General features: G+C 60.3%; 28 protein-coding genes and 1 pseudogene. 22 read left to right on the top strand and 7 right to left on the bottom strand.

The features are described 5' to 3' along the window. On the bottom strand, positions 1-1236 hold the full coding sequence (locus RPE78_RS00200; RefSeq protein ID WP_406720899.1) for an efflux RND transporter periplasmic adaptor subunit: 1236 nt from the start codon (positions 1234-1236) through the stop codon (positions 1-3). 386 nt (positions 1237-1622) lie between these two features. On the opposite strand from RPE78_RS00200, the gene RPE78_RS00195 reads away from it, so the two are divergent. The 10 genes from RPE78_RS00195 (at position 1623) to RPE78_RS00150 (ending at position 10824) form a co-directional block, all read left to right on the top strand. Then, entirely contained in the window at positions 1623-2555 is a 933-nt protein-coding gene (locus tag RPE78_RS00195; RefSeq protein WP_339107509.1) for a siderophore ABC transporter substrate-binding protein, read from the top strand. A 15-nt stretch (positions 2556-2570) separates the two neighbouring features. Next, the gene (locus RPE78_RS00190; RefSeq protein ID WP_339107508.1) at positions 2571-3554 is read left to right on the top strand and encodes an iron chelate uptake ABC transporter family permease subunit; all 984 of its coding nucleotides are present in this window, start codon (positions 2571-2573) and stop codon (positions 3552-3554) included. Continuing rightward, positions 3547-4554, top strand: a complete 1008-nt coding sequence (locus tag RPE78_RS00185; protein ID WP_339107507.1) for an iron chelate uptake ABC transporter family permease subunit — start codon at positions 3547-3549, stop codon at positions 4552-4554. The genes RPE78_RS00190 and RPE78_RS00185 overlap by 8 nt, the downstream gene beginning before the upstream one ends. Beyond that, positions 4551-5306, top strand: coding sequence for an ATP-binding cassette domain-containing protein (locus RPE78_RS00180; protein ID WP_339107506.1), 756 nt, complete (start codon positions 4551-4553; stop codon positions 5304-5306). Before RPE78_RS00185 ends, RPE78_RS00180 begins: the two co-directional genes overlap by 4 nt. A 196-nt stretch (positions 5307-5502) precedes the next feature. Then, positions 5503-6237, top strand: a complete 735-nt coding sequence (locus RPE78_RS00175) for a GntR family transcriptional regulator (RefSeq protein ID WP_406720898.1) — start codon at positions 5503-5505, stop codon at positions 6235-6237. Positions 6238-6359: 122 nt separating this feature from the next. Further along, the gene (locus tag RPE78_RS00170; RefSeq protein WP_339107504.1) at positions 6360-6875 is read left to right on the top strand and encodes an SMI1/KNR4 family protein; all 516 of its coding nucleotides are present in this window, start codon (positions 6360-6362) and stop codon (positions 6873-6875) included. Between the two features lie 236 nt (positions 6876-7111). Continuing rightward, the gene (locus tag RPE78_RS00165) at positions 7112-7954 is read left to right on the top strand and encodes a fumarylacetoacetate hydrolase family protein (protein ID WP_406720897.1); all 843 of its coding nucleotides are present in this window, start codon (positions 7112-7114) and stop codon (positions 7952-7954) included. Positions 7955-8047: 93 nt separating this feature from the next. Beyond that, entirely contained in the window at positions 8048-8611 is a 564-nt protein-coding gene (locus RPE78_RS00160; protein ID WP_406720896.1) for an N-acetyltransferase family protein, read from the top strand. Between the two features lie 170 nt (positions 8612-8781). Next, the gene (locus tag RPE78_RS00155; RefSeq protein WP_406720895.1) at positions 8782-9714 is read left to right on the top strand and encodes a DMT family transporter; all 933 of its coding nucleotides are present in this window, start codon (positions 8782-8784) and stop codon (positions 9712-9714) included. A 114-nt stretch (positions 9715-9828) separates the two neighbouring features. Then, positions 9829-10824, top strand: a complete 996-nt coding sequence (locus RPE78_RS00150; RefSeq protein ID WP_406720894.1) for an LLM class flavin-dependent oxidoreductase — start codon at positions 9829-9831, stop codon at positions 10822-10824. Positions 10825-10852: 28 nt separating this feature from the next. On the opposite strand, the gene RPE78_RS00145 is transcribed toward RPE78_RS00150, so the two are convergent. Further along, positions 10853-11893, bottom strand: coding sequence for a hypothetical protein (locus RPE78_RS00145; RefSeq protein WP_406720893.1), 1041 nt, complete (start codon positions 11891-11893; stop codon positions 10853-10855). Positions 11894-12083: 190 nt separating this feature from the next. Here RPE78_RS00145 and rpsF point away from each other — a divergent pair, with 190 nt between their 5' ends. From rpsF to RPE78_RS00120, 5 genes are all read left to right on the top strand, one after another. Beyond that, positions 12084-12440 carry a 30S ribosomal protein S6 gene (gene rpsF, locus RPE78_RS00140; RefSeq protein ID WP_339107498.1) on the top strand — a complete coding sequence of 119 codons (357 nt, stop codon included), beginning with the start codon at positions 12084-12086 and terminating at the stop codon, positions 12438-12440. Positions 12441-12461: 21 nt separating this feature from the next. Next, positions 12462-12686: a 30S ribosomal protein S18 gene (gene rpsR / locus RPE78_RS00135; protein WP_038073027.1), complete on the top strand. Its 225-nt coding sequence runs from the start codon at positions 12462-12464 to the stop codon at positions 12684-12686. A 13-nt stretch (positions 12687-12699) separates the two neighbouring features. After that, on the top strand, positions 12700-13305 hold the full coding sequence (gene rplI, locus RPE78_RS00130) for a 50S ribosomal protein L9 (protein WP_406720892.1): 606 nt from the start codon (positions 12700-12702) through the stop codon (positions 13303-13305). 233 nt (positions 13306-13538) lie between these two features. After that, positions 13539-14567 carry a YihY/virulence factor BrkB family protein gene (locus RPE78_RS00125; protein ID WP_406720891.1) on the top strand — a complete coding sequence of 343 codons (1029 nt, stop codon included), beginning with the start codon at positions 13539-13541 and terminating at the stop codon, positions 14565-14567. 161 nt (positions 14568-14728) lie between these two features. Further along, entirely contained in the window at positions 14729-15058 is a 330-nt protein-coding gene (locus RPE78_RS00120; RefSeq protein ID WP_406720890.1) for a hypothetical protein, read from the top strand. Here RPE78_RS00120 and RPE78_RS00115 read toward each other — a convergent pair. Both RPE78_RS00115 and tig read right to left on the bottom strand, forming a co-directional pair. Further along, a complete protein-coding gene (locus RPE78_RS00115) occupies positions 15055-15759 on the bottom strand; it encodes a DUF1624 domain-containing protein (protein ID WP_406720889.1) in 705 nt (234 codons plus the stop codon). The genes RPE78_RS00120 and RPE78_RS00115 overlap by 4 nt on opposite strands. A 222-nt stretch (positions 15760-15981) precedes the next feature. Further along, the gene (tig, locus tag RPE78_RS00110) at positions 15982-17316 is read right to left on the bottom strand and encodes a trigger factor (RefSeq protein ID WP_339107492.1); all 1335 of its coding nucleotides are present in this window, start codon (positions 17314-17316) and stop codon (positions 15982-15984) included. Between the two features lie 741 nt (positions 17317-18057). Here tig and RPE78_RS00105 point away from each other — a divergent pair. Together RPE78_RS00105 and RPE78_RS00100 are read left to right on the top strand one after the other, a co-directional pair. Then, complete coding sequence (locus RPE78_RS00105) at positions 18058-18261, top strand: hypothetical protein (RefSeq protein WP_406720888.1); 204 nt, start codon at positions 18058-18060, stop codon at positions 18259-18261. Positions 18262-18455: 194 nt separating this feature from the next. Next, positions 18456-19085: pseudogene (locus RPE78_RS00100) on the top strand (DUF4123 domain-containing protein). Positions 19086-19568: 483 nt separating this feature from the next. Here the strand turns inward: RPE78_RS00100 and RPE78_RS00095 are convergent. After that, the gene (locus RPE78_RS00095) at positions 19569-19784 is read right to left on the bottom strand and encodes a hypothetical protein (protein WP_406720887.1); all 216 of its coding nucleotides are present in this window, start codon (positions 19782-19784) and stop codon (positions 19569-19571) included. A 482-nt stretch (positions 19785-20266) separates the two neighbouring features. On the opposite strand from RPE78_RS00095, the gene RPE78_RS00090 reads away from it, so the two are divergent. The 5 genes from RPE78_RS00090 (at position 20267) to RPE78_RS00070 (ending at position 22507) form a co-directional block, all read left to right on the top strand. Beyond that, a complete protein-coding gene (locus RPE78_RS00090; RefSeq protein WP_406720886.1) occupies positions 20267-21022 on the top strand; it encodes a hypothetical protein in 756 nt (251 codons plus the stop codon). 4 nt (positions 21023-21026) lie between these two features. Then, positions 21027-21227 (top strand): hypothetical protein, encoded by a 201-nt coding sequence (locus tag RPE78_RS00085; RefSeq protein ID WP_406720885.1) that lies wholly within the window; start codon positions 21027-21029, stop codon positions 21225-21227. 290 nt (positions 21228-21517) lie between these two features. Then, entirely contained in the window at positions 21518-21889 is a 372-nt protein-coding gene (locus tag RPE78_RS00080; RefSeq protein WP_406720884.1) for a hypothetical protein, read from the top strand. Between the two features lie 98 nt (positions 21890-21987). After that, positions 21988-22245, top strand: a complete 258-nt coding sequence (locus tag RPE78_RS00075) for a type II toxin-antitoxin system ParD family antitoxin (protein WP_406720883.1) — start codon at positions 21988-21990, stop codon at positions 22243-22245. Continuing rightward, positions 22223-22507 (top strand): type II toxin-antitoxin system RelE/ParE family toxin, encoded by a 285-nt coding sequence (locus RPE78_RS00070; RefSeq protein WP_406720882.1) that lies wholly within the window; start codon positions 22223-22225, stop codon positions 22505-22507. Before RPE78_RS00075 ends, RPE78_RS00070 begins: the two co-directional genes overlap by 23 nt. Before the next feature lie 518 nt (positions 22508-23025). Here the strand turns inward: RPE78_RS00070 and lysA are convergent. Together lysA and RPE78_RS00060 are read right to left on the bottom strand one after the other, a co-directional pair. Further along, complete coding sequence (gene lysA, locus RPE78_RS00065; protein ID WP_406720881.1) at positions 23026-24297, bottom strand: diaminopimelate decarboxylase; 1272 nt, start codon at positions 24295-24297, stop codon at positions 23026-23028. Between the two features lie 8 nt (positions 24298-24305). Beyond that, the gene (locus RPE78_RS00060) at positions 24306-25181 is read right to left on the bottom strand and encodes a DMT family transporter (protein WP_406720880.1); all 876 of its coding nucleotides are present in this window, start codon (positions 25179-25181) and stop codon (positions 24306-24308) included.

The raw sequence follows: 25181 nt of genomic DNA, 5'->3' as shown, positions 1-25181 counted from the left end.
TTACTCGCTTGCCGCGCCGGAGGCTGCGCTCTCTGCCGGTGTTTCTGTGGTAGGGGTCTCCTGCACCACGCCTTCCTTGTCGATGGTGACAGCAACGGTGCTGACCTCGGCGCCGTTTTGCAGCTTCATCAGCCCGTCCACGACCAGCTTGTCACCATCCTTGAGCCCGTTGGTAACGATCCATTGGTTCTGGTAGGAGCCATGCGTGGTCAGCGTGACCTGCTCTGCGGTGGAGGTGTCGCCGACGATATAGGCGGTCAATGTGCCGTCGCTGGCGCGCGAGGTGGCGTTTTGCGGGATCAGGATCGCCTTGGAGGTGCCCAGCGTCATGGTCACGCGCAGGAACTGGCCGGGCAGGATCTTGGCATCGGGATTGTCGAATTGCACACGGTAATCAATGGTGCCGGTTGTGTCGGACACCACCGAAGACGGGGTGATCAGCTTGCCGTCACGGGGATAGGGTTCGCCGGTCTCCAGCGTGACCGTCGTCTGCACGTCGGAATTCAGCTTCAGGATGCCCGCCTCGACCAGATCCCGCGTGCGCTGCATCTGGGCCGAGCTTTCGGACACATCCACATAGATCGGATCCAGCCGCGTGACGGTGGTCAGCGCATCTGTCTGGTTGGCGGTGACCAAGGTGCCGATCGAGGTTTCGGGCACCTCTACGATGCCGTCAATCGGACTTTCGATCGAGGTGCGGTCCAGATTGAGCTGCGCCGTCTGCAGGCTGGCCTGTGCCGATTTCAGCGTGGCCTTGGCCGAAGCCAGCGTCGAGGCGGAATCTTCCAGCGTGGTCTGCGTCACCCCGACATCGCGGATGCGGTTATAACGGTCATAGGTGGATTGTGCCGTTTCGACAGCGGCCTGTGCGGATGCGACAGAGGCTTCGGCTGCGGCAAATTCTGCCTCGTAAGTATCTGGTTCGATGGTAAAAAGGACGGTGCCCTTGGGGACGAACGCGCCGCGCTGATAGGGGATCGAGGTGATCACCCCCTCGACGCGCGGGCGGATATCGGCCTGCTCATAGGCCACGGCGCGCCCCGGCAGGGTGACGACGAAAGGCACGTCGCTTTCGGCGACGGTGATCACGCCGACCTTCTGGGGGCCTTGTGCGGGGGCGGCCTGTGCCGCAGCGGGGACCGCCGAGACCAGCACTGCGGAGGGGGCGCAGACAAGCCCGAGCACAAGAGCGAGTGCGGTCATCGAAAAGGTGGGGGAAGAAATGACGTTCGGCACGGGTCCTGTCTTTCGTTTCTTATGGGCTGGGGGGGGCACGGAGCAGGCCGGAGACGGGCAGATATGGCCGTGCGGCCCCGGAAAGAGAAAATGTGAGCAAACTGGGCAGATCGATGCTGCATGAATTAACCTACAATATAGAACCCGACAGTTTGTATTGGGAATTCTGACAGAGGGGTCTGCGGATAAACGCACAATAGCGTGAAATCCGCCCGACGCCACGCCCTTAATTCCGTTATCCGACTATTTTTATCGGCATTGGTCTGGACGGACCTGCCAAGCTCGCTTAAGTGAGGGTCGAACCGCCGGTAACGGCGCGGGAGTCAGGTCCGTATTTTGCCCGACCTCCCGACGCGCGGGGGCGGTTGGACAATCAGGAGCCTGAGATGACATTCACGAAGTCCCTATCTGTTCTGGGCCTTGCCCTGCCTTTGGCGCTGGCCCCCTTGGCACAGGCCTTTGCCGCCGACGTGTCGGTAGAGACCGCCCGCGGGGAGGCCACGGTTGCGGCCAAGCCCAAGACGGTTGCGGTTTTTGACATGGCGGCGATGGATACGCTGGATGCCTTGGGAGTCACCCCCGCCGGACGTCCCGACAAGACCTATCTCAAGCGCCTCTCGCATCTGCAAAGCGCCACCCCTGTGGGCACGCTGTTCGAGCCCGATCTGGAGGCCCTTGCCGGTCTCAACCCCGATCTGATCATTGTGGGCGGGCGGTCCTCGACGAAATATGACGAGGTTGCGCAGGTTGCGCCGACCATCGATATGACCATCGGCACCGATATCGTCAATGAAAGCCGTGCACGGCTGAAAGCCTATGGCGAGATCTTCGGTCTGCAGGATAAAGCCAAGGCGCTGGATGCGGCGCTGGAGACCAAACTGGAGAAAGTGCAGGCCGATGCCAAGGGGCAGGGCGATGCGCTGGTCGTGATGACCAATGGTCCGAAAATCTCGGCCTTCGGTCCGGGCTCGCGGTTCGGCTGGATCCATCAGGCAATCGGCATGGCTCCTGCGGCCAAGGATCTTTCGGTGGCGCCGCATGGTGATGCGATCAGCTTCGAATTCATTGCCGAAACCAATCCCGAATGGATCTTCGTGGTGGATCGCGGTCAGGCGATCGGCGCGGATGAACAGAAAGCCTCCGACACGCTGGACAATCCGCTTGTGGCACAGACCTCGGCGGCCAAAGAGGGCCATATCGTCTATCTGAATGCTTCCGACGCCTATATCGCCGGTGGTGGTTATCAGGCGATGATGGAGATGCTGACCGAGGTCGACAAGGCCTTCGAGGCGTCTTCGGCGAAAACCTCCGCAAACTAAGGCGGTAACGGCACCATGTCCCGCACGAAGACACTTCTGGCCTGTGTGATGGCGATTGTGGTGCTGTCGGGCCTCTCCGTCTGTATCGGGGCGGCCCGCATGGATCTGGCCGATCCGTCGGGGATGCTTGTGCTGACCGTGTCACGCATCCCGCGCACGCTGGCGGCTTTGCTGACCGGCGCTGCGCTGGCGGTGGCGGGGGTGGTGATGCAGCAGATCGTGCGCAACCGCTTTGTCGAGCCGGGCACAGCCGGAACTGCCGAAAGCGCCGCGCTGGGGATCTTGCTGACCTCGATCTTCTGGCCCGACAGTCCGATCTGGGCCAAGATGCTGGCCGCTGCGGTGGCGGCGTTGCTGGGGACATGGCTCTTTGTGAAGATGATCCGCAGGCTGCCGCCGCGCGAGGTGCTTCTGGTGCCGCTGGCGGGGATCGTGCTTTCGGGCGTGATCGGGGCGGCGGTGATCTGGGTCGGCTGGGAAGCCGACATGATGCAATATATCGCGGCATGGCTGATGACGGGCGAATTTTCCGGCGTGATTGCGGGGCGCTACGAATTGCTCTGGATTGCCGGTGCTGCCGCTGTGGTGGCCTTTTTCGCCGCGGACCGTTTCGCCATTCTGGGTCTTGGCCCCGAAGCGGCCACCGCCTTGGGGCTGAGCCCGCGCGCGGTCATGCGGCTGGGGCTGGTGGTGGTGGCCGTGGTCACCGCGATGGTGGTGGTCTCTGTCGGTATGATCCCCTTTGTCGGGCTGGTCGTGCCCAATATCGCGGCGCGTCTGATGGGCGATAATCTGCGCAAATCCCTGCCGGTTGTGGCCCTTGGCGGGGCGGGGCTTGTGCTGGCCTGCGATATTCTGGGACGCCTGATCGTGGCCCCTTACGAAATTCCGGCGGGCACGATTTTGGGGGTGGTCGGGGCACTGGTCTTCCTGTGGCTGCTCTGGAAACCGCAGCGTCCCAAGCGGCGTAAACCTGTGCCGGAGAACGCGAATGTCTGATCTGGCTCTCTCCGATCCGCGCAGGTCCCTGACCCGATGGCAGATCCTGCGCGCGCCCGTCCTGTGGCTGTCGCTGCTGTTGCTGGGGGCTTGCGCGATCTGGCTTTTTCAAGGGTTAACAGGAAATTACCAGTTTATCCTCATGCTGCGTCTCAAGAAGCTTTGCGCGCTTCTGGCGGTGGGCGCGGCGGTGGCGGTCTCCACGATCGTGTTCCAGACGGTGTCGGCCAACCGCATCCTGACCCCCTCGATCATGGGGTTCGACAGCCTCTACGCGCTGATCCAGTCGCTTCTGGTGGCGGGGCTCGGGGTAACAGGCTTTGCCATGCTGGGGGCGACGCCGAAATTTCTGACCGAGACGCTGCTGATGACGCTGCTGGCGCTGATGCTGTTTGGCACCTTGCTGCGGCGCGGGGCGCGTGACATCGCGCGAATGATCCTGACGGGGGTGATCCTTGGCACGCTGTTTCGCGCAGGGGCAAGCCTTGTGGGGCGGCTTCTGGACCCCAATGCCTATGCCACTGTGCAATCTGTGACATTTGCCAATTTCTCGCGCGCGCAGACCGATGTTCTGGGGCTGGGCGGCGCCATAACGGTGCTGGCCTGCCTTGCGGCATGGTGGATCGGGCCGCGGCTTGACATTCTGGGTCTGGGGCGTGACCGCGCCATCGCGCTGGGGCTGCGCCACGGGCGCGTGGTGATCGGGGCGCTTGTGCTGGTGGCGGTTCTGGTGGCGGTCTCGACCGCGCTGGTCGGGCCGGTGGCCTTTTTCGGGCTGATCGTGGCGGGGCTGACCCATGCCATCGCGCAACGCCATGCGGGGGGCGCGCGCCATCGCTATCTGATCCCCGTGTCGATGCTGGTGGCCATGACTATTCTGGTGGTTGGCCAGACCCTGTTCGAGAGGGTGGCCGGACAACAGGCCACGCTGTCTGTGGTGGTCGAATTTCTGGGCGGCCTCTTCTTCCTCTATCTTCTGCTGAAAGGCAAAATCCGATGATCCGTGTGGAAAACCTCTCCTATCAGATCGATGGAAACGCGATCCTGAGCGATGTCTGCTGCACCATTCCTTCGGGGCAGGTGACGGCGCTGATCGGGCCGAACGGGGCGGGCAAGTCCAGCCTGCTCAAGCTGTTGGGCCGGATCGAGACATTGCAGACGGGGCGGGTGCAGATCAACGGTCTCGATCTGGCACAGACGCATTCGGGGCGGCTTGCGCGCGAGCTGTCTTTCATGAGCCAGAACCTTGCCGTGGCCTCGCGGCTGCGGGTGCGCGAGCTTGTGGCCTTCGGGCGCTGGCCGCATTGTCATGGGCGCCCCGGTCCGAAAGATCTCGAGATCTGCGAGACGGCGCTGCGCAATTTCGACCTTCTGGGGTTGGCCGACCGTTTTCTGGACGAGCTGTCGGGCGGGCAGGCGCAGCGGGCGCATCTGGCGATGACCTTCGCACAGGACACGCCCTGGATGCTGCTGGACGAGCCGTTGAACAATCTCGACATGGCGCATGCGCGCGCGCTGATGAGGCGGCTGTCGGATCTGCGCGATGCGGGGCGGTCGGTGGTGATCGTGCTGCATGACCTCAACCATGCTGCCGCTTGGGCCGATCATCTGATCGCAATGAAGAACGGCCGGATCGTGGCCGAAGGCGATGCGGACGAGGTGATCACGCCGCAGACGCTGGCGGCTCTTTACGAGACCGATGTGCAGGTTCTGCGCTATGCGGACCGCCCCTTGGTGCTGCACCACATCTAGCAAGCGGGTCTGTCCGTATTCTGCACGGCTTTTCGGCAGTTTTGGTCCGCAAGGCCCGCTATCGTCATGAAAAATTCCGAAACCGCATGAAAATCGGCGGTTTCTATTTGCCTGTCTCGCCTTCCCCCTAGATTTGCCCTATCCGCAGGCCAGCGCCGGAATGTCCGGTCTTGGGGCCGGCCTTATAGGGGTAGGAATGAACGATAAGAAAAAACAGGCCCTTCCGTCCGGTGTCGCGGCCTCGTCTGTCAAGGGCGGAATGCCTGTCACGAAAGCCGAGGCGGGCGATCATCTGGTCGAGAAAATCGCCCGCGAACTGAGCGCCGCGATCCTGTCGGGCGCGTTGAAACCGGGCGAGAGGCTGGCGGAATCGGCCATCGCCCGCCGGATGTCGCTCTCGCGTGCGCCGGTGCGCGAGGCGCTGCGCCTTCTGGAACGGTCGCGTCTGGTGGATTACCGCGCCAATCGCGGATTTATCGTGCACCAGATGGATCTTGCCGAGATCGCGGCGCTTTACGATCTGCGGATCGTCATCGAGACGGCGGCGATCCGGAGGCTTGTGGCGCGCGAGGACCCCGATCTGGCCGATCAGCTACGCCACCAGCTTGATCTTCTATATGGTCTGTCGGGCACGGGGGTGGCGCGGTCGCGCTCTGTCGATGCCGATCTGGAATTCCATCGTCTGATCTGTCGGCTCTCGGGCAATCCGCGGCTGGCAGAGGTGTTCGAGCAGATCGCCAATGAGGTGAAGCTGTGCATCAACCAGACCGGACGTGTCGAGGATGGTCCGCGCCGGATTGCCGCCTCGCATGAACATATCCTGACCCGTGTGATTGCCGCCGACCCCGAGGGAGCGGCGGCGGCGCTGACCGATCACCTGCGCGAGGCCGAGGCGATGATGCGGCAGCTATTCGCCCGCGCTGCGGAATAGGGGCCGCGGAATGTTTGCGGGTTTTTACGTGAAAAGACATAGCCTGCTGCGGGCAGGCATGCGATCCTGTCCGGGATGTTGGTCCGGGCGCTGGACGCTATCGGGGCAACCGAGGGGAAGCCATGACGGATGACGATTTCATCACGAGGATCGGCGAGATCCTCCTTGCGGCGGGCAAACAGCCTGCGCCCGAGGTTCTGAAGCTGTGTGACAGCCAGTTGGCCGAGGCCGAGGCGCGCATTGGTATGGTGCCGCCGATGCTGTTGCTCAAGCTCTATCGCGGGATTTCCAATGGGGGCTTCGGGCCGTTTCTGGGCCTTCTTGGGCTGGGGGGCGGCGCGACCGACAGGGCGGGCCATACTGCCGATCGTCTGCACCAGATTTACGCCGATCCCGACGATGGCAATCCCGCCCGTGACTGGCCGGTAGGGCTGTTGCCGATTTGCGAGGAGGATGGCGGGCAGTATATCTGTATCGATTGTTTCGACGAGAGCCTGCATCGATGGTGCCCCGAGCATTGGGACCAGAGCCTGCCGCCGCAATCGGCGATCCTGCCGCTTGATCTTGATCTGCGCGACTGGCTGGGGGCGTGGATATCCGGTCTGGCGGCCCCCGCCACGACAGAGCCGCTGCCGTAGGAACGGCCCCTTTCCGGCGGCTGCCGGAACACGTTTGTCGAAAGTCGGCATCTTCGGAAAGCACCCCGAGGGTTTCAACCGGCCCGGCCTCCGATGGGCGGTTTGCCTCCGGCCCGAGGCGATTTTGGCAAAACCCCGCGCAGTGACGCGGGGTTTCTTTCGGGAGCGGCTCTTGCCATTTTGCCCCCGCAGGGGTTTCGTAGCCTCAGGCGCTGGCCGCATATGAGGAAAAGACCATGAAGCTGCTACGACACGGGCCCGACGGGCAGGAAAAACCTGGGCTTTTGGATCAGGACGGACAGATCCGCGACCTGAGCGGGGTAATCCCCGATCTGACGCCCGAGCAGCTTGGCGCGGAGGCGCTGGCGCGTCTGGCGGCGCTTGATCCGGCCGCCCTGCCGCTGGTTCCGGCGCAGACCCGTCTGGGTGCGCCGGTCGCGGGCACGCGCAAGGTGCTGGCCATCGGGTTGAATTACGCCGATCATGCTGCCGAAACGGGGGCTGTGGCGCCGAAAGAACCGATGCTGTTTTCGAAAGCCGTCACCTCGATCTGCGGCCCGAATGACGTGACCGAATTGCCGCCGTCCTCGACGCGGCTTGATTGGGAGGTCGAACTGGGCTTCGTGATCGGTACACGCGCCAAGGCAATCGCGGCGGGGACGGGGCTGGCGCATATTGCCGGTTACGTGCTGGCCAATGACTATTCGGAACGCGAATGGCAGAAAGATCGCGCGGGGCAGTTTGTCAAAGGCAAAAGCCATGACAGCTTCTGTCCGCTGGGGCCGTGGCTTGTGACCCGTGACGAGATCGCTGACCCGCAGGATCTGTCGATGCATCTGAGCGTGAACGGTGAGACACGGCAGTCCGGTAGCACCGCCACGATGATCCATAAGGTGGTGTTTCTGGTCGAATATCTCAGCCAGTTCGTCACACTGGAACCGGGCGATGTCATCCTGACAGGCACACCTCCGGGGGTCGGGGCCGGTATGAAGCCGCCGCAATTCCTCAGGGCAGGCGATGTGGTGGAGCTGGGCATCGAGGGGCTGGGCCGGCAACGCCACGAGGTTGTGGCCCTTTGACCGCGTGCTGACGCTTGCGGGCGGGCCAGCCCCCGCCCGTTCTGTCAGCCGCAGCAGGGAACGCGCTTGCGAGAAGCGCGAGGGAGGAGAGAGATGCGCGACGCCGATATCCGTTTTCACGAAGCCGCGCCGCAGGATGCGCCCGAGATCGCGGCCCTTCACATTGCGGCATGGCATGACACCTATCGCGGTATCCTGCCACAGGATATGCTGGACAGTCTCGATCACGGGCAGCGCACCGATCTGTGGACACGGGTGATTGCGGTCAAGGCCGGACAGGCGGAAGGCGCGGTTGTTCTGGCGCGTCACGGGGCGCGGCTTCTGGGCTTTGTGTCCTATGGCCCCCAACGTGAATCCGATCTGCGCGGCAAGGGCTATGCGGGCGAGATCGAGGCGCTCTATCTCGACCGCTCGGTGCAAGGCCGCGGGCTGGGGAGACGGCTTTTGCAGATGGCGGCCGAGGGCTTGATGCGGGCCAATATTGCCGCCGCCGCCCTGTGGGTGCTGGAGGCCAATCAGTCCGCTTGCGGGTTCTATCAGGCGATGGGCGGCGAGATCTGCGGTACGCAGATCGAGATCCGCCCCGAGGCCACCTTGCAGGACCGTGCCTATGGCTGGCTGGATCTGAGCCGGATCCTTGCGGTGACGGCGGCATGAGCGTGCGCCGGAATGGGGTCGACAGGCCCGACCCGATCACGCAGCAGCCCCTGTCGCGCGATTATTTTGCTCAGCGGGCTTAGAATAAGCATCTGATATCTTGTTGTCGCGCGGATTTGCTGTTTCTTTGTGCGCTGCAGAACAGGCCAAGATATCAGGTCGGAGGAACCATGTCCCAGCAGCCCCAAACGCAGAAATGGCAGATGATCGCGGTGCTCGCCTTGCCGCCGCTGTTCTGGGCGGGCAATTTCATTGTGGCGCGCGCGGCCCGTGATCTGGTGCCGCCGCTATCGCTGGTCTGGGGGCGCTGGCTGATTGCGCTGATCGTGCTGGCCCCTTTTGCCGCGCGGCATGTCCGGCGTGACTGGCAAAGCTACTGGCGCTATCCGTGGCTGGTGCTGGGCACCAGTGTGACCTCGGTCATTGCCTTCAATACGCTGATCTATTGGGGGCTGCATTACACGCAGGCCACCAATGGCATGTTGCTGAACTCGACCATCCCCGTGCTGGTCATGCTGATCGGGGCGCTGGTCTTCCGGCAACGGCTGCGGCTGTGGCAGGCGGCGGGGCTGGCGCTGTCGCTTGTCGGGGTGGCTGTGGTGATCATGGGCGGCGACCCGCAGCGTCTGGCGCAACTGGCCTTCAACAAGGGCGACCTGTTGATTTTCGCGGCGATGGTGGCATGGGCGTTCTATACCCTCTGGCTGACGCGCCTGCCCGCCGAGATCAGCCGCGTCGGGCTTCTTGCAGTGCAGATCGTGATCGGGCTTGTCGTGCTGACGCCGTTCTGGCTTTGGGATCTGTCGCTGGGCCATCAGCCGGTTCTGGTGCCGCAAGCGGCCTTTGCCGTGCTGTTTGTGGGGATCGTGCCCTCGCTCGGGGCGTTCTTGCTGTATATGCAGGCCGTCAAGCTGGCCGGATCGGGGCGGGCCTCGCAGGCGATCCACCTGATCCCGCTTTACGGGGTGATCCTTTCAACGCTGTTTCTGGGCGAGAGCCTGCATCTTTACCATCTGGCGGGATTTGCGCTGATCCTTGGCGGTATTCTGCTGGCCGCCCGCAGTCCCAAACCGGCACAGCCGATGGTGCAGGGGGCGAAATAGGCGCGACAGGTGTTTTGTGCGGAATTGCGCAGAACTCGTGATCTCTCCGCAGTCCGGGTGGTTTTCGCGCGGGCCCTGCCTGCACAGATTAAAGAGCACTGTAGGAGATAGCCGATGATCCCTTATTCCGTTCTTGATCTGTCGCCCATCGCACAGGGGCAGACGGCCTCGGATGCGCTGCGCCATTCGGGCGAGCTGGCCGCCCATGCCGAGCGCCTGGGCTATACGCGCTACTGGCTGGCCGAACATCACAATTCGCGCGGCATCGCCTCGGCGGCAACGGCGCTGGTGATCGGCCATGTGGCGTCGAAGACCTCGACCATCCGCGTGGGCTCTGGCGGGATCATGCTGCCCAACCATGCGCCGCTGATGGTGGCCGAAGCCTTCGGCACGCTGCACGCGCTTTATGGCGACCGGATCGATCTGGGGGTGGGGCGCGCGCCCGGTACCGACCCGCGTACCATGCAGGCGTTGCGGCGCGGGCTGGAAGCGGATCGCTTTCCCGAAGATGTGGTCGAGCTGATCGGCTTTCTGGGGCCGGTGCAGGAGGGCCAGCCGGTGATGGCGGTGCCGGGGGCGGGGTCCAATATTCCGGTCTGGATTCTGGGCTCGTCTCTTTATGGGGCGCAGCTGGCCGCCCATCTGGGGCTGCCCTATGCCTTTGCCAGCCATTTCGCCCCCGATGCTTTGGATCAGGCGGTACAGATCTACCGCGAGCGTTTTCAGCCCGGCCTGACGGAAAAGCCGCATTTCATGCTGGCGCTGAACCTCTTTGCCGCCGAGACCGACGCAGAGGCGCATCTGATGCGCTCGTCGATGATGCAGGGCTTTGTGAACCTGCGCCGAGGCCAGACCGGCCCGCTGCCCGCGCCCGTGGCCGATCTGTCGAGCGTGGCCTCCGAGCCCGAGCTGCGCCAAGCCTCGCACCAGCTGTCCATGTCGGCAGTCGGCAGCCCCGAGACGGTCGAGCGCCAGCTTGCCGCCTATATCGCCCGCTACCGCCCCGATGAGGTCATCCTCAACGGCCAGATCTTCGACCACCAAGCACGGCTAAAAAGCTTCGAGATCGGCGCGAAGGCCATGCAGAATTTGGCGAAGGTGGCGGCTTAGGCGGGCGATCCCCTTTGCCAATGCCGGTCTAACGCGCGCCAATCCGGCGGATTTGATCCGCTGGCACGGTGAGTGTGAAGGCTTGTGCCCCTTGAATCTGAACAACCGCTGCGCCGTTCGGAACTTGCCACAGCACTTTTACATTGGCGATCCGCGCCCATTTTTTCGAGGCGTCCTGAATGTCGTATGTGATGCCAGCAGCATCGAGTTCGGACAGGATTGACTGGTTTAAAAGTACAATTTCACGATCTCCGGATGCGAAATGTAGCCTCTGGAAGAGAAAGCTGGAAGAGCTGTCCAGCCAGTTGGGGGCGTAGGTATGCAGATATATGGAGATGAAATAGATTGTCATACCTATGCCAACGATGCCCGCAGCCTTTTGCTTGTTCACGGGCTTTGTTCTGGCTTTGCGCACAGACGCTTCGGGAATGTCGGCCAGTTCTTCTTTATTCTCGCTGAAGTCGGAGGAGATCAATGCGTAGATCGAGGCGGAGGACCATATGCCAATTCCTAGGGCCCAAAGCACCGGCGCGGGCCAGTTGCATCCCCAGACGGGCGTCAATGTCCAGACCACACTCCCAAAGAGGAGAAAGGCGAATGCCGCGATCAGCCATACGACCGCCCTGTCAGTTTTGGAGATGTTCTCGAAATGGCTGTCCGGATAGGCAATCTTGCAAGCCAGATCGACTACAAGAATGCCTGCCCAAGACATGACGAAACTGCCGAGAACGAAAATGCTGGCGGCAATGGTGGTGGCTACGCCCCCGATCAGGATGAGGTTGATCATTTCCCCTGTGGTCGGGACGGGAAACTGGAAGTTGTTCTTGATCGCGTAGAGCAATAGCACAAAGCAGACCAAGGCAATCATCCCCCCCGACAAAACAGAGACGATCTTCGCAATCTCGGTCAGAAAACGGGCAAGGCCCGCGACACCCTCCGAGGTGACCTGTGCGAGTGTCTTTGGGGACGGAGGCGGCAGGCGGTCCGGGGGCGGCGCTTCGGGGGGAAGTGTGATATTGATCCGCAGGGGCTGCGGGATGTCAGGTTTGCGTCTGAATAATCTGAACATGGCGGTCTCTTTAAAAATGATGGTGTGAAAAAACGGGTACCGGCTTCGCGGCCAAAAGCCTTGCCAAACACCCTCCCATCGCGTATAGCGCGCGGACTTCCGCAGTTCAATCGAACCGGCGTAGCCTCTCGTGGCAGGATGCGGAAAGTGGTGCCTGCCTATGAAGCCGCCTTATGAAACAGGAGAAGCCATGCCCCTTTACGAGCATGTCCTCATCGCGCGTCAGGATCTGTCCAACGCGCAGGCCGAAGGCCTTGTCGAACATTTCTCCACGGTCCTGTCGGACAACGGCGGCAAAGTCGTCGAATCCGAATACTGGGGCGTGAAGACCATGGCCTACAAGATCAACAAAAACCGCAAAGGCCACTATGCCTTCCTGAAAACGGATGCCCCCTCGGCTGCCGTTCAGGAAATGGAGCGCCTGTGCCGTCTGCATGACGACGTCATGCGCGTGCTGACCATCAAGGTTGACGCGCACGAAGAAGGCCCGTCGGTTCAGATGCAAAAACGTGATGACCGCGAAGGCGGCCGTCGTGAGCGTCGTTGATAGAGTAGGGGACTGAAAACCATGGCAAAACCGTTTTTCCGTCGTCGTAAAGTGTGCCCGTTCTCCGGCGAGAACGCACCGAAGATCGACTACAAAGACACCCGCCTCCTGCAGCGCTACATCTCTGAGCGCGGCAAGATCGTTCCGGCACGCATCACCGCAGTGTCGGCCAAGAAGCAGCGTGAACTGGCCCGTGCAATCAAACGCGCCCGCTTCCTCGCTCTGCTGCCCTACGCTGTGAAGTAAGGAGAACATCACTATGGAAGTTATCCTTCTCGAGCGCGTCGCAAAGCTGGGCCAGATGGGTGACGTTGTCACCGTGAAGCCGGGCTACGGCCGCAACTACCTTCTGCCGCAAGGCAAGGCTCTTCGCGCCTCGGCCGCCAATATCCAGGCGTTCGAAGCCCAGAAAGCGCAACTGGAAGCCCGTAACCTCGAGACCAAGAAAGAGGCAGCCGCCCTTTCCGAAAAACTCGACGGTCAGCAGTTTGTCGTGATTCGTTCGGCTTCGGACGGCGGCAACCTCTACGGTTCGGTCACCACCCGCGATATCGCGGCTGTGGCAACCGAAGAAGGCTTCACTGTCGACCGCAAGCAAGTCGTCATCCGCCTGCCGATCAAGGTTCTTGGTCTGCACGAAGTGGAAGTCCACCTGCACCCGGAAGTTTCGGCTGTGATCTCGATCAACGTTGCACGTTCGGTGGAAGAAGCAGAACTGCAAGCTTCGGGTAAATCGATCCAAGAGCTGGCTGCTGAAGAAGAAGCCGCTGCAGAATTCGAAATCTCGAACCTGTTCGACGATATCGGTTCGGCTGGTCGTGACGACGAAGACGAAGCTCCTGCCGCAGAGGCAGAAGAGAAGTAAGTTCTCTTTTCGCGACGTTTTGAAACCGCGCCTTTCGGGGCGCGGTTTTTTTATTTCCGGCAAGAGCTTATCGGAAATGGAACCATAGCCTGCCTGATCCGTTTGAAGGCAAAGACAGAAAGTGCCCCATGCCCGCAACGCCCTCCAGACGGACCCTCGCACGGCTTTTTGTCGCAGGGCTTGCGCTCTGGCAGGCCTTTGCTAAGGTCGCCCCCCCGAAGGAGACAGCCGCCATGTCCGACAGATCCAAGCCGCAACCGGGGCGTCGTGCCTCTGACCCGCCCGAGGATGCGGCAGCCTATGGTGATCCGGCGGATCGGAATTGGGGACGGCAGGCAGCGGGCCCGTTCCATATGGGGCTGAAAGCGTGGTGGTGCGTGCTCTTGCGGACCAAAGGACAGATCACCGAAGACCGCGTGATGGCGGTGGCCGCCGGCGTGACGTTCTATTCCATCCTCGCGCTTTTTCCGGCCTTGACCGCGCTGGTCTCGATTTTCGGCTTTTTCGCGGACCGTGGCGAGGTTCTGTCGATGCTTGACGAGGTGTCGCGCTTTGTGCCGCCCGAAGCGTTGACGCTGATCCGTGGCCAGTTGGAGGCGCTGATCGGGGCGGATCAGAGCGCGCTTGGCTGGACATCGATCATCAGTATCGCGCTGGCGCTCTGGACGGCGAATGGCGGGATGAAGGCGCTGATCGAGGCGCTGAATGTCGCCTATAACGAACGTGAAAACCGCAACTTTTTCTGGATGAATATCGTCGGGCTGGGCATGACGCTCGGCGCGATCGTCTTTCTTTGTGTGCTGATCCTTGCAGCGGCTGTCTTGCCGGTGGCGCTGGCCTTCCTGCCGCAGATTCCCGGCTGGGGGTTTGTGGTGCTGGTGGCGCGCTGGCCCCTGATGGCGGGCGTTCTGGTGCTGGCCCTGTCCATGCTCTATCGCATTGCCCCCAACCGCCGCGCGCCGCGTCTGGTCTGGGTCTTGCCGGGGGCTCTGGCCGGATCGGTTCTGCTGTTGCTCTCGAGCTGGGGGTTTTCCTTCTATACCTCGAATTTCGGTAATTATTCGGCCACTTATGGCTCTATCGGCGCGGTGGTCGTGCTGATGATGTGGATCTGGATCGCGACCATTGCCGTGATGCTGGGGGCCGAGCTGAATTCAGAGGCCGAGCGCCAGACCGCGCGGGATAGCACCGTGGGCCCCCGCCAGCCACTGGGGCAGCGCGAGGCCGATGTGGCGGATAGCGTGGCGGATATCTCCTCCTGAGAGGAAATGTCATTTTGGGCGCGGTGATCATTCTATTGGCCGATAAGCGGCCAAGTTTTGCCCCAGTTTTCGCGCACCCTGTGCAGGATCGGCGGTAGACCTGCCGTATCGGCACGGGCCTGCTGTATCGGCACGGGTCTGTCGAGGCAGGGGAGACTACTGTGGCTTGGCTACGCTTTCTGACAGCGGTCATCGTGCCGACGGTGGCTTTGACGCTGGGGCTTCTGGCGGTCTACCAGCAAGGGGCAGCGGCCATTGGCCCGCGTGAACCGGAAGGGCGGTTGGCGGCCTCGCCGCGGCCTGTCGCGCATCCACGGCGGCTGGCTGCGAGGCCGGACGTTTCCGCGCCTGTTCTCTTTGGGCCTGCTGCCCGTGGAGATAGTCCCGTTCTTCTGCCCACGCGCATGACGCCTGTCCCGACGCAGGCCAGACCGGCCTATTTGCGGGTCGAAGGGGGCACATGGACGCGCAGCCAGCGCTTGCGGCGCTAGCGCATCGCGGCCACAAGCCACAGGCTGCCGAGGATCACCGGTTGGTGGATCAGATAGACGGCAAGGCTGTGCCGCCCCAGAAAGCCAAGCCGTCGCAAGCCCCTGCTATGGGGCAGATCGCGTCGCAACAGGCCTAACCCGTCTGCCAGCTTCGCACCGCCCAGCCCCAGCAGCACCATGCCCAGCCAAGGAAAGACCGGGACGAAATCCATCGCCGCCCCCCAGCGTGTTGACAGGCCGATCCACCAGAGCCACGGGGCATTCATCTGTGGCATCGCGAAGAGATACGGCATGAACAGCGCCAGTCCTCCCAGCAGAAGTGTCACAAGCGCGGGCAGTCTGAGGCAGGCCAGCGCCAGCAGCGAACAGATGGCGATGGAATGCAGGATGCCGAAATAGACATAGAAGCCCGGCATGGCGAGATAGGTCACCCCAGATACCGCTATTGCCCCTGCAACAATCGCGGCCTCGCGCCGCCAGAACCCGCGCCAGCCTATGCTGCGCCCATGTGCCAGCCAGAGGCTGACCCCCACCAGAAGCAGGAAACTGCCTGCAATGGCGCGCGCATAATCGGGCCACCACAGCGGAAGGTCCGGATGGAAGCCGAGCGCCTCCAGATCATAGCCCAGATGGAAACTGGCCATAGCGATCAGCGACAGGCTGCGGAGAAGGTCGGGCCAGATCAGGCGGGAAGAGGACATGCTACCTCGGAAATTGGGTATGGCTGGAAGATCAGCCGCGCCGCTACGAAGTCAAGGGCGGAGCCGTCACGAAATGGACAGGCGGGCCAGAGGAAGGGCAGAGCACCGCTTTGACGGGCGGACCTGTGATCGGAGAGAGAGCGTCGGCCTTACGCATCGGCCAAGAAAAACGGGCAGGTTTTGGACCCGCCCGTTTTCCGAATGATCGAAAGTCTGGAAAGCTTAGAGCTCGTCGAGCGCTTCGATGGCTTTCTGCAGGTCTTCTTTCGACACGTCCTTATCGGTGACTTCGGCTTTCTCGACGATGAAATCGACAACCTTGTCCTCGAAGATCGGCGCGCGCAGCTGTTGTTGCATCTGCGGGTTCTGCTGGATGAACTCGAAGAACTGACGCTCTTGGCCCGGATATTGACGCGCTTGCATCATCACCGCTTGGGTCATTTCGGCATCGGTCACTTCGATTTCTTGCTTGCGACCGATTTCTGCCAGCAGCAGGCCCAGACGCACGCGACGCTCGGCAAGCTTCTTGTGCTCGTCGGTCGGCTCGATCGCGCCATGATTATGGCCGTGATCTTCGGGGTGCTCTTCGTGATAGAGCTGATGCGCGATCTGGTTGGCTTCCGCATCAACCAGCGTCGGCGGCAGTTCGAAGGACACTTTGCCATCCAGCGCGTCCAGCAGGCCGCGTTTCAGGATCTGACGCGAAGCGCCTTTGTATTCCTGACCCAGACGCTCTTTGATCTGCTCTTTCAGCGCATTGAGGTCTTCGGCACCGAATTTCTTGGCCAGCTCGTCATCGATCTCGGCTTCTTTCGGGCCGCGGACTTCTTTGACGGCGCATTTGAACAGGGCTTCTTTGCCTGCCAGATGCTCGGCTTGATAGGCCTCGGGGAAGGTCACTTTGACTTCGACTTCTTCCTCTTCCTTGGCACCGACCAGCTGGTCTTCGAAGCCGGGGATGAAGGAGTTGGAGCCGAGTACCAGCGGATAGTCTTCGCCTTTGCCGCCCTCGAACGCGACATCATCCACGAAGCCTTCGAAATCGATCACGACCTGATCGCCGTCTTTCGCTTTCGAGCCTTTGCGGCGCTTTTCGAAGGATTGTGCATTTTTGGCCAGACCTTCGAGGGCTTCGGTCACGGCTTCGTCAGCGGGGGTCACGACGAGGCGCTCGAGTTTGATGTCCGATGCGTCGAATTCCGGAATTTCCGGCAGCGCTTCATAGGAAACGGTAACAACAACGTCGTCGCCTTCTTTCCAGTTCTCGCCGTCTTTCATCTCGACTTTCGGCTGCATCGCCGGACGGTCACCCGATTTCTCGAAATGCTCGTTCATTGCGCCGTCGATGGCTTCCTGCATGGTTTCGCCCATGAGGCGCGCACCGAATTGCTTTTTCAACATCGGCATCGGGACCTTGCCCTTGCGGAAGCCCTTCAGCTCGATCTCGGGCTGCGCTTCCTTGAGCTTGGTCGTGACTTTCTCTTCGAGCTCGGCGCCGGTGATGGTGATTTCGTAGCCGCGGCTGAGGCCTTCGTTGAGGGTCTCGGTGACCTGCATGTGGATTTCCTTCTTTGATGAATGCCGCGAGTCAATGCGCGGCAGGCAAGCTCAATTTCACGCGCCGTTCTATGGGGCGGCACACGTGGAAGCAAGGTGAAACTCTGTATTCACAGGCCAGGAATGTCATAAAAGAGCGCGTTCTGGCCGTTGCTGGCCGTTGCCGGGCGGAGATTGCGGCAGAAGGCTTGGCGGGAAGGTCCCGGCAACACCCTGTCAGGGCGCGTCGTGCCGCAGGGGTGGCGCGCCAGTGCGGCGTGGCAAATGGCTGAAATGGGGCCGCCCGATTCCAAGATCCACGCGGGACAGGGCATGAAACGCGCTCGATGGCCCGGAAATATCGGGGGCAGGCAAACCAGAAACGGGCCTCACAATACGCACAAGAGCGACGGGAACAGAACAAGACCAGAACCTGAATGTGCCAACTTGTGGCGAAATGCTGATCGGAGGAAAGGTTGAAAATGTCGGAAAGCACAACAATTTCAAAGTAGTGCGGGTGGAGGGACTTGAACCCCCACGCCGTTAGGCGCCAGAACCTAAATCTGACGAGTTACGAGCAAAAACAGTAGAGATAGTTCAGGAGTTTGGCAGAACGGATCGGAAACGGAAGGTGAAAATGCTAACGCATTTTCTCGGAAAATGTCGCCCTAGAAGGCGATGGTCGGGTTACGATATGCTGCGGCATGTTCCTGCTTTGATCGCCTTGCGATCCTGTATGCCTGATTATTTAATAATTTGATCATGCTGAAAGATATTTCCCCAAATACAGACCAGTCCCTGCATCACGCATCGCTACTCCGTCACATTTTGATTGGTCTGGAGATGCATTCCGATGCCAAGAAAACCGTGGATGTCGCGCTGGTGCCGAGTGAGATGATCTGCGCCAAGATCTGTGAGCGGACATTCGCCTTAAACTTGGACGAACTGATAGTATGCGCTACTTGAGCAAGCTTATAATAAACTATAAGGCGACGTGATCTCTTTTTTGAATTCTTCCCCTAGTGGAGATTAGAATTGTCAGTTGAATTTGGCTTTGATAGCGACCCCCACAGTGTGAAAGTTATTGAGGTAAAGACGTTTGAAAATATACTCCACTCGACGATCAGTTCGGGAAATGGCCCCTGGAGGTCGCTCCACCTGTGCTGACAGGGTTGCTCTTCTCTGAAAATGCAAGTGCCGAAAAAGTATACGCCCTCGTTGACGCAGCCAAAATCCCGAACTTCCAGCAAGTTTTGGAGCGGCATGACCAAGAGAGCCGTTGCCTGTTCAAGGGAGAGGCACTGGAGAAATTAGGAGAGGTCGGTCCCTGACTGGTCGAATTGAAATCTACGGATCGTCTAAGCCGCGCATTATTCACGCGGGGCAGCGGGACTAATGCCCTGTGGGATAAAGGCGCGGCAATCTTTATTCGATCAAAATCCGCAATTGATGATCTCTGGTCGCATTTCAGGAAGTTTGTGCGGTATCGTGAGGCTGACGGGCGATGGACCTATTTTCGTTTTTGGGATGCGGCCTATCTATACCAATATGCCTTAAGCCATCACGAAGACGCTGCGCCGTATCTGGCACATTTGCTTGGTGTCGGAATTGTTTGTATTCCAACCCCTTCGAAGAGCACCCTTCTCGTTGTAAAAAACTCCGCACCGGAGGCGCCGATCAGCTTGCCTCAGCGGAGCAGCGCGGGTCATTGGCCCTTCTTTCATGAAGATATGGCGCGGATCCGCTTGGAGAAGTTTGTCGACGAGATCGAGACGACGCTGCTTTCATAGATACCTGAAGTTGCGAGTTTGCCAGCAGATCGGAGGCCCAGAGGGGTGCGGCGAATGGTCGGCTCTGCGGTTCAGCTCGGTCTCTGCTGCAAGCAGTCGGTCGAACGCTATTGCGTTGCGACATTGATCCTAGGAAACTCGTTGCGGCGGTGGCACTTTGGTCTGGAAGGGCTGCTGGTTTGTTTCTTTGCGGCCTCGGGCTTTTGATCGTCGCTCCGGCAGTATCTTTGCTTTCACTCGCTATATTTCCGATAAGATCGCCATTGTATTTCGGGTTGGCCTTATTGCTGGTCGGCTTGGCTGCATCGCGAACATGGCGTGTTTTTACGCGCCTTTCCGATAGCGAGTTGGATAGCTTTGTCGCGACATTGCCGAAAAATGGGCACGGAGTTGTTCACGCGCCTGATGTAGTGGTGAATGTCAATGGTCAGGGGGTAGGGCAACTTATAGCGGACAAATCGCCTAACCTATTCGGCGGCACAATCAGTTTTTTGCAGCGATGGCTATTATTGTTTGGGGGCCGGTCGTCCTGCCGGCAATCGTGACTGGTTCATTAACGGATGTTGCGGGTAATTCGAAGGTTGCTTGGTTTGTCTCTGCTTTGCTATTAACTGCGACCGGCAGATACGCCGGGATCTTTCTGGCTATCCTGAAAATATTTTCACGGGTAAGGCGGCTGTAATTGAAGTTGGCCGGCATCTGCGCCTTCAAGGACAAGGCTTCGGGAGTGGATTTTCGTTCGTAAAACTAATTCGCTGATGAGATCTGATCTCGTGGGTGAGTTGTTTTAGTGTTTTCGTTGCGATATTTTTGATGTGGCTCCAAAATCTGGCCGAGATCGGCTCTGGATGCCCAGCAATATGATCAACGAATTTGTAGCGCATATTGCGAAACGCACTCCCCATCATGGAATGGAAATCACCTCGCCCTCGAGGCCGACTTACGCAACCTCGGGTCAATACGCCGCTTACAGTGGTTGGCACTAATGGGGCGATTGCCCGATGGCGTCGTGACTGATCGGGAACTGAAGGTGAAAATGCTAACGCATTTTCTTGGAAGATAGCGCCCTAGAAGGCGATGGTCAGGTTGCGGTGCTGGGTTTGTGTGGCGGTATGCTGGCCATATGTTCCCGCTTTGATCGCCTCGCGATCCCGTAAGCGTGATTGTTTAATAATCTGATCATGTTGAAAGATATTTCCCTAGATGCAGAACATTCCCTGCATCACGTATTTCTACACCGTTGCATTTCCATTGATCTGGAGATGAATCCCGATACCCGGAAAATCTTTGATGTCGCGCTGGTGCCCGGCGGCGAGTCTGCGCATGTCGTGCGATGCGGGAGCGTGAATGATGCGTGCGTTTCCGCTTTGTTGGAAGCCGAGGATCGGGGTTGTTTTCTACTGGGGCATAATCTCATCCACCATGATCTGGTGCAGTTGAAGGCGGCGGATGAGCGTCTGGCGCGGATCGGCCAAGCGCCGATCGACACCTTATGGCTCAATCCACTGGCGTTCCCGCAGAACCCCTATCAGAAACTGGTCAAGCATTATCAGGACGGCCGTTTGCAGGCCGCACATCGCAATGATCCGGAACTTGATGCGCGTCTGGTCTTTGAGGTTTTGACCAATCAGCTCGCTGCGCTGACAGGGCTTGCGTCGAGAGCGCCCGACCTTATGGCAGCCTATCATTGGTTGACAACGCGCCTGCCAGCCTCTGGCGGTGTCGATGCGGTCTTTCGCCTTTGCCGCAAGGCCGGCGTCCCGGATCGCGCGGAGGCGCAGGCCGCGATCCGCGCGACGCTTGGTCCCGATGTCTGCCCGACCCGCCTTGAGGATGTCCTGCGGGATCTGGCACCGGAGCAGTCCTGGCCGCTGGCCTATGCGATGGCGTGGATATCCGCATGTGCATGTCCTCGCCGTTCCAATATGTGCGGATGATAATATGCGCATGGATGCAAAACGCTGCCACGAAGGGCACCGGGAGCAGGACCGGCACCGCGCTGAAGACTGGTCCGGCTCGCCCTCGCGCAGCTACAAGCAGGCGATGCGGCATTGGCAGGATCGCTATCATGCCGAGGTCGGGGCGCGACATGGGCAAGCCAGAACCGGGCCGCGCCGCAGGCGTCTGGACCGGAAAACCTAGAAGGCCGAGACATCGCGGCTGAAGGCACAGAAGGACGAAGCGATTGCCGTCGCGCGTGCCGACGATGCCCGGCGCCTTGCCGAGGAGCAGGAGCGGCGCCTTGAGCTGAGCTTGCACGATACCGTGCAGAAGCGCTTGCGCGAAGCCGAGATGATCCATGCCATCGCCACAGGCGGAGTTGTCGAGGCGCTTCGGCAAGTCGACCCGGATCCCGTCATGCTGGAGCGGCTTGAGACGCCCGCGCAGATGGGGGGGGATGGAACCGGCACGATGCGGTTCGCAATCGCGAGATGCGCGAGGCCTTGTCCTCGGTTCTAAGCGATGGGTTGGAGGTCCTGCGCGGGCCAATCCACGGGGCCGATCTGCGCGATGGAGTCACTGGCTTTCTTCGGGGGATTGTCGGCTGGGTCTGGCGCCTTGCCGACGCGAGCCCACGCTGGATGAAATGGCCGGAGACGGTGGCCTATGTCACGCAGGGCATGCGGCACGCCTTCCAGGCCCCTTCTGCGGCGTCCTCTCTTGCGGGCGCGCTCGAAACATCCCCGGCATGGCAGAGCCTTAGAGAGAATGCGGCGGGGCGGCTGGAACAGGCAAGGGCGGTGCAGGTTCTGGTGCGCGCTTCGACGGTTTCTCTTGGGCGGGATACCAATATTGGAAAATGATAATATGTGTGTTCTCCCTTCCGCGAAGGCACGGGACCGCATCTTGCATCGAGTACCATTATTTGGTACATCCTGACGCAAGGATGAAGGAGGCACCCATGGCACGGAACACGTCCGTTTCGCTCGGCGATCACTTCGCCAGCTTCATTGATGCTCAGGTTCAGGGAGGGCGATATGGCTCGGCCAGCGATGTGGTTCGCGCCGGGCTTCGCCTTTTGGAAGAGCACGAGGTGAAGGTGAAAAGTCTGGAATCCGCCCTGATTGCCGGCGAGCAGGCCGGCGAGCCACGCCCCTTCGACCAGGAGGCCTTTCTGAGCCAGATGCACGCCAAGCATGCTGCGCGGCATGACATCTAAGACCTATCGCCTTTCACCGCTGGCCGAAGCCGATCTCGAAGACATCTGGTTTTACACGCTGGAACGATGGTCGCTCAATCAGGCCGACAAGTATGTTCGTGACCTCGTCTCCACATTTGAAGACCTCGCAGCAAGCCGGGTACAGGGCCGGAACGCGACGGTGCGGGAAGGCTACCTGAAACGCGCATGCGGGTCACATGTGATCTACTTTCGCGACCGGGGAGACTGGCTGGAAATTGTCCGCATCTTGCATGGCGCCTAGGACGTGGAACGCCACCTTTGACCGTTCTGGGCCGGAGAAAAGTGCGCCGTTAGAATATGATAATATGTGCTTATGCACCGACTTGAGGTGCAGGGCTTTCCCGCCATTCACTGTGAATCATAACTTTCTTCGGTTAGAATGAGCAATGTGCCATTCGGCAAACCGTAGCTATGAAGATCTAATCAACAAATCCGCAGTTTTGGGCCGAGAGTGCCCCCATGCGACCGGGTGCTTCAAGTTAGGGTCAAGCGGCATAATCGATTACGATTAAAAAAGATTATGCCGCTCAGCGCGCGCGATGATCGACCCGTGGACGGCCGTGGCTCTTCGGAAAGGATGGTTTCAGCCGCGCGATCTGGTTTGGCGGGGAAACAGTCCCCCGGACTGTTTCCTGATCCGCCGTACTCAGTCAGCCAGGAAAGATTGCTCATAATTCCCCATAGCCGGAGAGCGTGGATCACGCCGCCAGTGACAGCACAAGCCAATTAATGGGGTCTGAGCCTAATCCTCCCGCGACATTACGCTGCTTCGACATCCATGTCCTGAACAGACTCTGTGCGACAAAGATCATCAAACGTTTGGCGCCTGCGAATAAGTCTCGATGCCCTGCCATCGATGAGGTATTCCGCAGCGTGCAGGCGGCTGTTGTAGTTGGACGACATTGACGCGCCGTATGCGCCGGCGTCGTGGAAGACGAGGAAATCACCGACCTCAGCAGGCGGTATGTTCCGGGTCTCAACAATGCCATCAGATCGCTGAGTGAAAACATCGCCGGATTCGCATAGAGGGCCAGCGACGACAGTTGGATGCATGCCAACCGAGGCGAGGCTGCGACCGCTGTGCGATATTACAGAGATTTCGTGATAGCTTCCATAGAGCGCCGGGCGCATCAGATCGTTGAAGCCCGCATCGACGAGCGTGAAGTGATTGTCGCCCATCTGCTTTGTGGCGCGAACCTCCGCAAGCAAAAGCCCCGCCTCGGCGACAAGAAATCGTCCCGGCTCGATCTCCAGACGCACAGCATGTCCGAGCCGGTTTTCTGCTTGTTTGCGCACTTTATCCCAGAGGTTGAAATAGTGTGTCGTGTCGATGGGCTGGTCCCCATCGCGATAGGGAACGGAGAGCCCTCCACCAGCCGAGATCGCCTCGAAATCCACATCCAGTTCACTGAGCAGAGCGGTCATCGCCTCACACACGCGCTGAAGGTGCGCGTAATCGACGCCGGAGCCGATGTGCAGATGAAGTCCAACAAGGTGCAGGCGGTAACGTCCTACCAATTCTATAGCCTGACGAAGCTCATTGTGCCAGATTCCGTGCTTGCTGTTCTCACCCCCGGTGTTCGTTTTCCTGCTGTGGCCGTGACCAAAACCCGGATTGATCCGAAGCCAGACGCGATGACCAGGCGAGACCTCCCCGAGTTGATGTAACATGTCTGTCGAGCCGACATTCACCTCAACCTTGTCCTCGACGACGCGGCGGAGGGTGGCGCGATCAAAGATGTCGGCGGTATAAACGATGCCTGCAGCGTCGTCCGCGCTCTTCGCGGTAGAGAAACCCGCCCGCTGAGCGCGCTCGATTTCCCCAAGCGAAACAGCATCCACATGCACGCCCGCCTCACGCATCAGGGAGAGGATATGAATGTTGGAACATGCCTTCTGCGCATAGCGGATCACATCGAATGCGCGAAGCTGGCTAATCCTGTCGCGGATTGTCGCGGCATCGTAGACCCATAGCGGTGTTGCATGCTCGTTCGCGAGGTGGATCAGGAGATTTGTGGGAATATTTTTCATGATACAGTTTACTCACTGGCTGTCGGCCGCGGGCGTAGCCACGGCAGGATTGCGGAAAGGACGACGGGCAGGATGACGAGGCCGGCCCCTGCAATCGCGATCGGGCCGAGTGCTTCGCCCAGAAGTAGTGCGGCCACGACAACGCCGAAAACGGGTTCGAGCGCCAGGAACAGTCCACCTGTATTCGTGCTGGCCCCTTCAATCCCCTTATTCCAGCACCAGCCGGCCGCGAAACTGCATCCGACGCCGAGATAGAGGAGCGCGATTGTGCCTTCTCCCGACCACCGGATTTCCCAAGTTGTCGTAAGAAACGCCGTGAAGGGAACGAGCAGGACCGTCCCGATCACGGTGGTCAGCGCCGTGAAATTCTTCACGCCGATCTCCTTCATCCAGGGCTTGGACCAGCGCACCCAGACAGCGACAACCGCCGTCGAAAGCAGGACAAGGGCGCAACCGGCGAACTGCGCGCCCTGCGGCCAGCCCATGACCAGCAGCACGCCGGTCAAGGCGAGCGCGCCGAATGTCAGGTTGAGAGCGGTCAGGCGCTCGCCCCAAAGCAACCAGCCGACAAGGACGAACATTAACGGCTCGAAGCCGATCATCACGGCTGTGCTGGCGGCCGTGGTGTAATGCAGGCCGATGAACTGCAACAGGAATGTGACCGGAATCATCAGAAAGGCCAGCAGGGTTAGACTGCCGAGTCTGCCGCGGGGGAGCGCCCGGATCGCTGGAAAAAACACAGGTAACCAGAACACCGACGCGATCATGAAGCGGATGAGCACCACAAGCGGAGCCTCAGTCATGCCGATTGCGAACTTGCCGGCGACGAACGACGTTCCCCATAGAAACGCCGCTGCGAGCAGATAGAGGATATAGAGGGGCAT

The sequence above is a fragment of the Thioclava litoralis genome, from assembly GCF_045278885.1.
Classification (GTDB): domain Bacteria; phylum Pseudomonadota; class Alphaproteobacteria; order Rhodobacterales; family Rhodobacteraceae; genus Thioclava; species Thioclava litoralis.
This window is presented reverse-complemented; position numbering and strand designations above follow the sequence as displayed.

Bases quoted from the DNA above. Each gene is read 5' to 3' on its own strand.
- RPE78_RS00195 (WP_339107509.1), top strand. From the start codon at position 1,623: ATGACATTCACGAAGTCCCTATCTGTTCTGGGCCTTGCCCTGCCTTTG.
- RPE78_RS00190 (WP_339107508.1), top strand. From the start codon at position 2,571: ATGTCCCGCACGAAGACACTTCTGGCCTGTGTGATGGCGATTGTGGTG.
- RPE78_RS00185 (WP_339107507.1), top strand. From the start codon at position 3,547: ATGTCTGATCTGGCTCTCTCCGATCCGCGCAGGTCCCTGACCCGATGG.
- RPE78_RS00180 (WP_339107506.1), top strand. From the start codon at position 4,551: ATGATCCGTGTGGAAAACCTCTCCTATCAGATCGATGGAAACGCGATC.
- RPE78_RS00175 (WP_406720898.1), top strand. From the start codon at position 5,503: ATGAACGATAAGAAAAAACAGGCCCTTCCGTCCGGTGTCGCGGCCTCG.
- RPE78_RS00170 (WP_339107504.1), top strand. From the start codon at position 6,360: ATGACGGATGACGATTTCATCACGAGGATCGGCGAGATCCTCCTTGCG.
- RPE78_RS00165 (WP_406720897.1), top strand. From the start codon at position 7,112: ATGAAGCTGCTACGACACGGGCCCGACGGGCAGGAAAAACCTGGGCTT.
- RPE78_RS00160 (WP_406720896.1), top strand. From the start codon at position 8,048: ATGCGCGACGCCGATATCCGTTTTCACGAAGCCGCGCCGCAGGATGCG.
- RPE78_RS00155 (WP_406720895.1), top strand. From the start codon at position 8,782: ATGTCCCAGCAGCCCCAAACGCAGAAATGGCAGATGATCGCGGTGCTC.
- RPE78_RS00150 (WP_406720894.1), top strand. From the start codon at position 9,829: ATGATCCCTTATTCCGTTCTTGATCTGTCGCCCATCGCACAGGGGCAG.
- RPE78_RS00145 (WP_406720893.1), bottom strand. From the start codon at position 11,893: ATGTTCAGATTATTCAGACGCAAACCTGACATCCCGCAGCCCCTGCGG.
- rpsF (WP_339107498.1), top strand. From the start codon at position 12,084: ATGCCCCTTTACGAGCATGTCCTCATCGCGCGTCAGGATCTGTCCAAC.
- rpsR (WP_038073027.1), top strand. From the start codon at position 12,462: ATGGCAAAACCGTTTTTCCGTCGTCGTAAAGTGTGCCCGTTCTCCGGC.
- rplI (WP_406720892.1), top strand. From the start codon at position 12,700: ATGGAAGTTATCCTTCTCGAGCGCGTCGCAAAGCTGGGCCAGATGGGT.
- RPE78_RS00125 (WP_406720891.1), top strand. From the start codon at position 13,539: ATGTCCGACAGATCCAAGCCGCAACCGGGGCGTCGTGCCTCTGACCCG.
- RPE78_RS00115 (WP_406720889.1), bottom strand. From the start codon at position 15,759: ATGTCCTCTTCCCGCCTGATCTGGCCCGACCTTCTCCGCAGCCTGTCG.
- tig (WP_339107492.1), bottom strand. From the start codon at position 17,316: ATGCAGGTCACCGAGACCCTCAACGAAGGCCTCAGCCGCGGCTACGAA.
- RPE78_RS00105 (WP_406720888.1), top strand. From the start codon at position 18,058: ATGCTGAAAGATATTTCCCCAAATACAGACCAGTCCCTGCATCACGCA.
- RPE78_RS00095 (WP_406720887.1), bottom strand. From the start codon at position 19,784: ATGCCGGCCAACTTCAATTACAGCCGCCTTACCCGTGAAAATATTTTC.
- RPE78_RS00090 (WP_406720886.1), top strand. From the start codon at position 20,267: ATGTTGAAAGATATTTCCCTAGATGCAGAACATTCCCTGCATCACGTA.
- RPE78_RS00085 (WP_406720885.1), top strand. From the start codon at position 21,027: ATGCGCATGGATGCAAAACGCTGCCACGAAGGGCACCGGGAGCAGGAC.
- RPE78_RS00080 (WP_406720884.1), top strand. From the start codon at position 21,518: ATGCGCGAGGCCTTGTCCTCGGTTCTAAGCGATGGGTTGGAGGTCCTG.
- RPE78_RS00075 (WP_406720883.1), top strand. From the start codon at position 21,988: ATGGCACGGAACACGTCCGTTTCGCTCGGCGATCACTTCGCCAGCTTC.
- RPE78_RS00070 (WP_406720882.1), top strand. From the start codon at position 22,223: ATGCTGCGCGGCATGACATCTAAGACCTATCGCCTTTCACCGCTGGCC.
- lysA (WP_406720881.1), bottom strand. From the start codon at position 24,297: ATGAAAAATATTCCCACAAATCTCCTGATCCACCTCGCGAACGAGCAT.
- RPE78_RS00060 (WP_406720880.1), bottom strand. From the start codon at position 25,181: ATGCCCCTCTATATCCTCTATCTGCTCGCAGCGGCGTTTCTATGGGGA.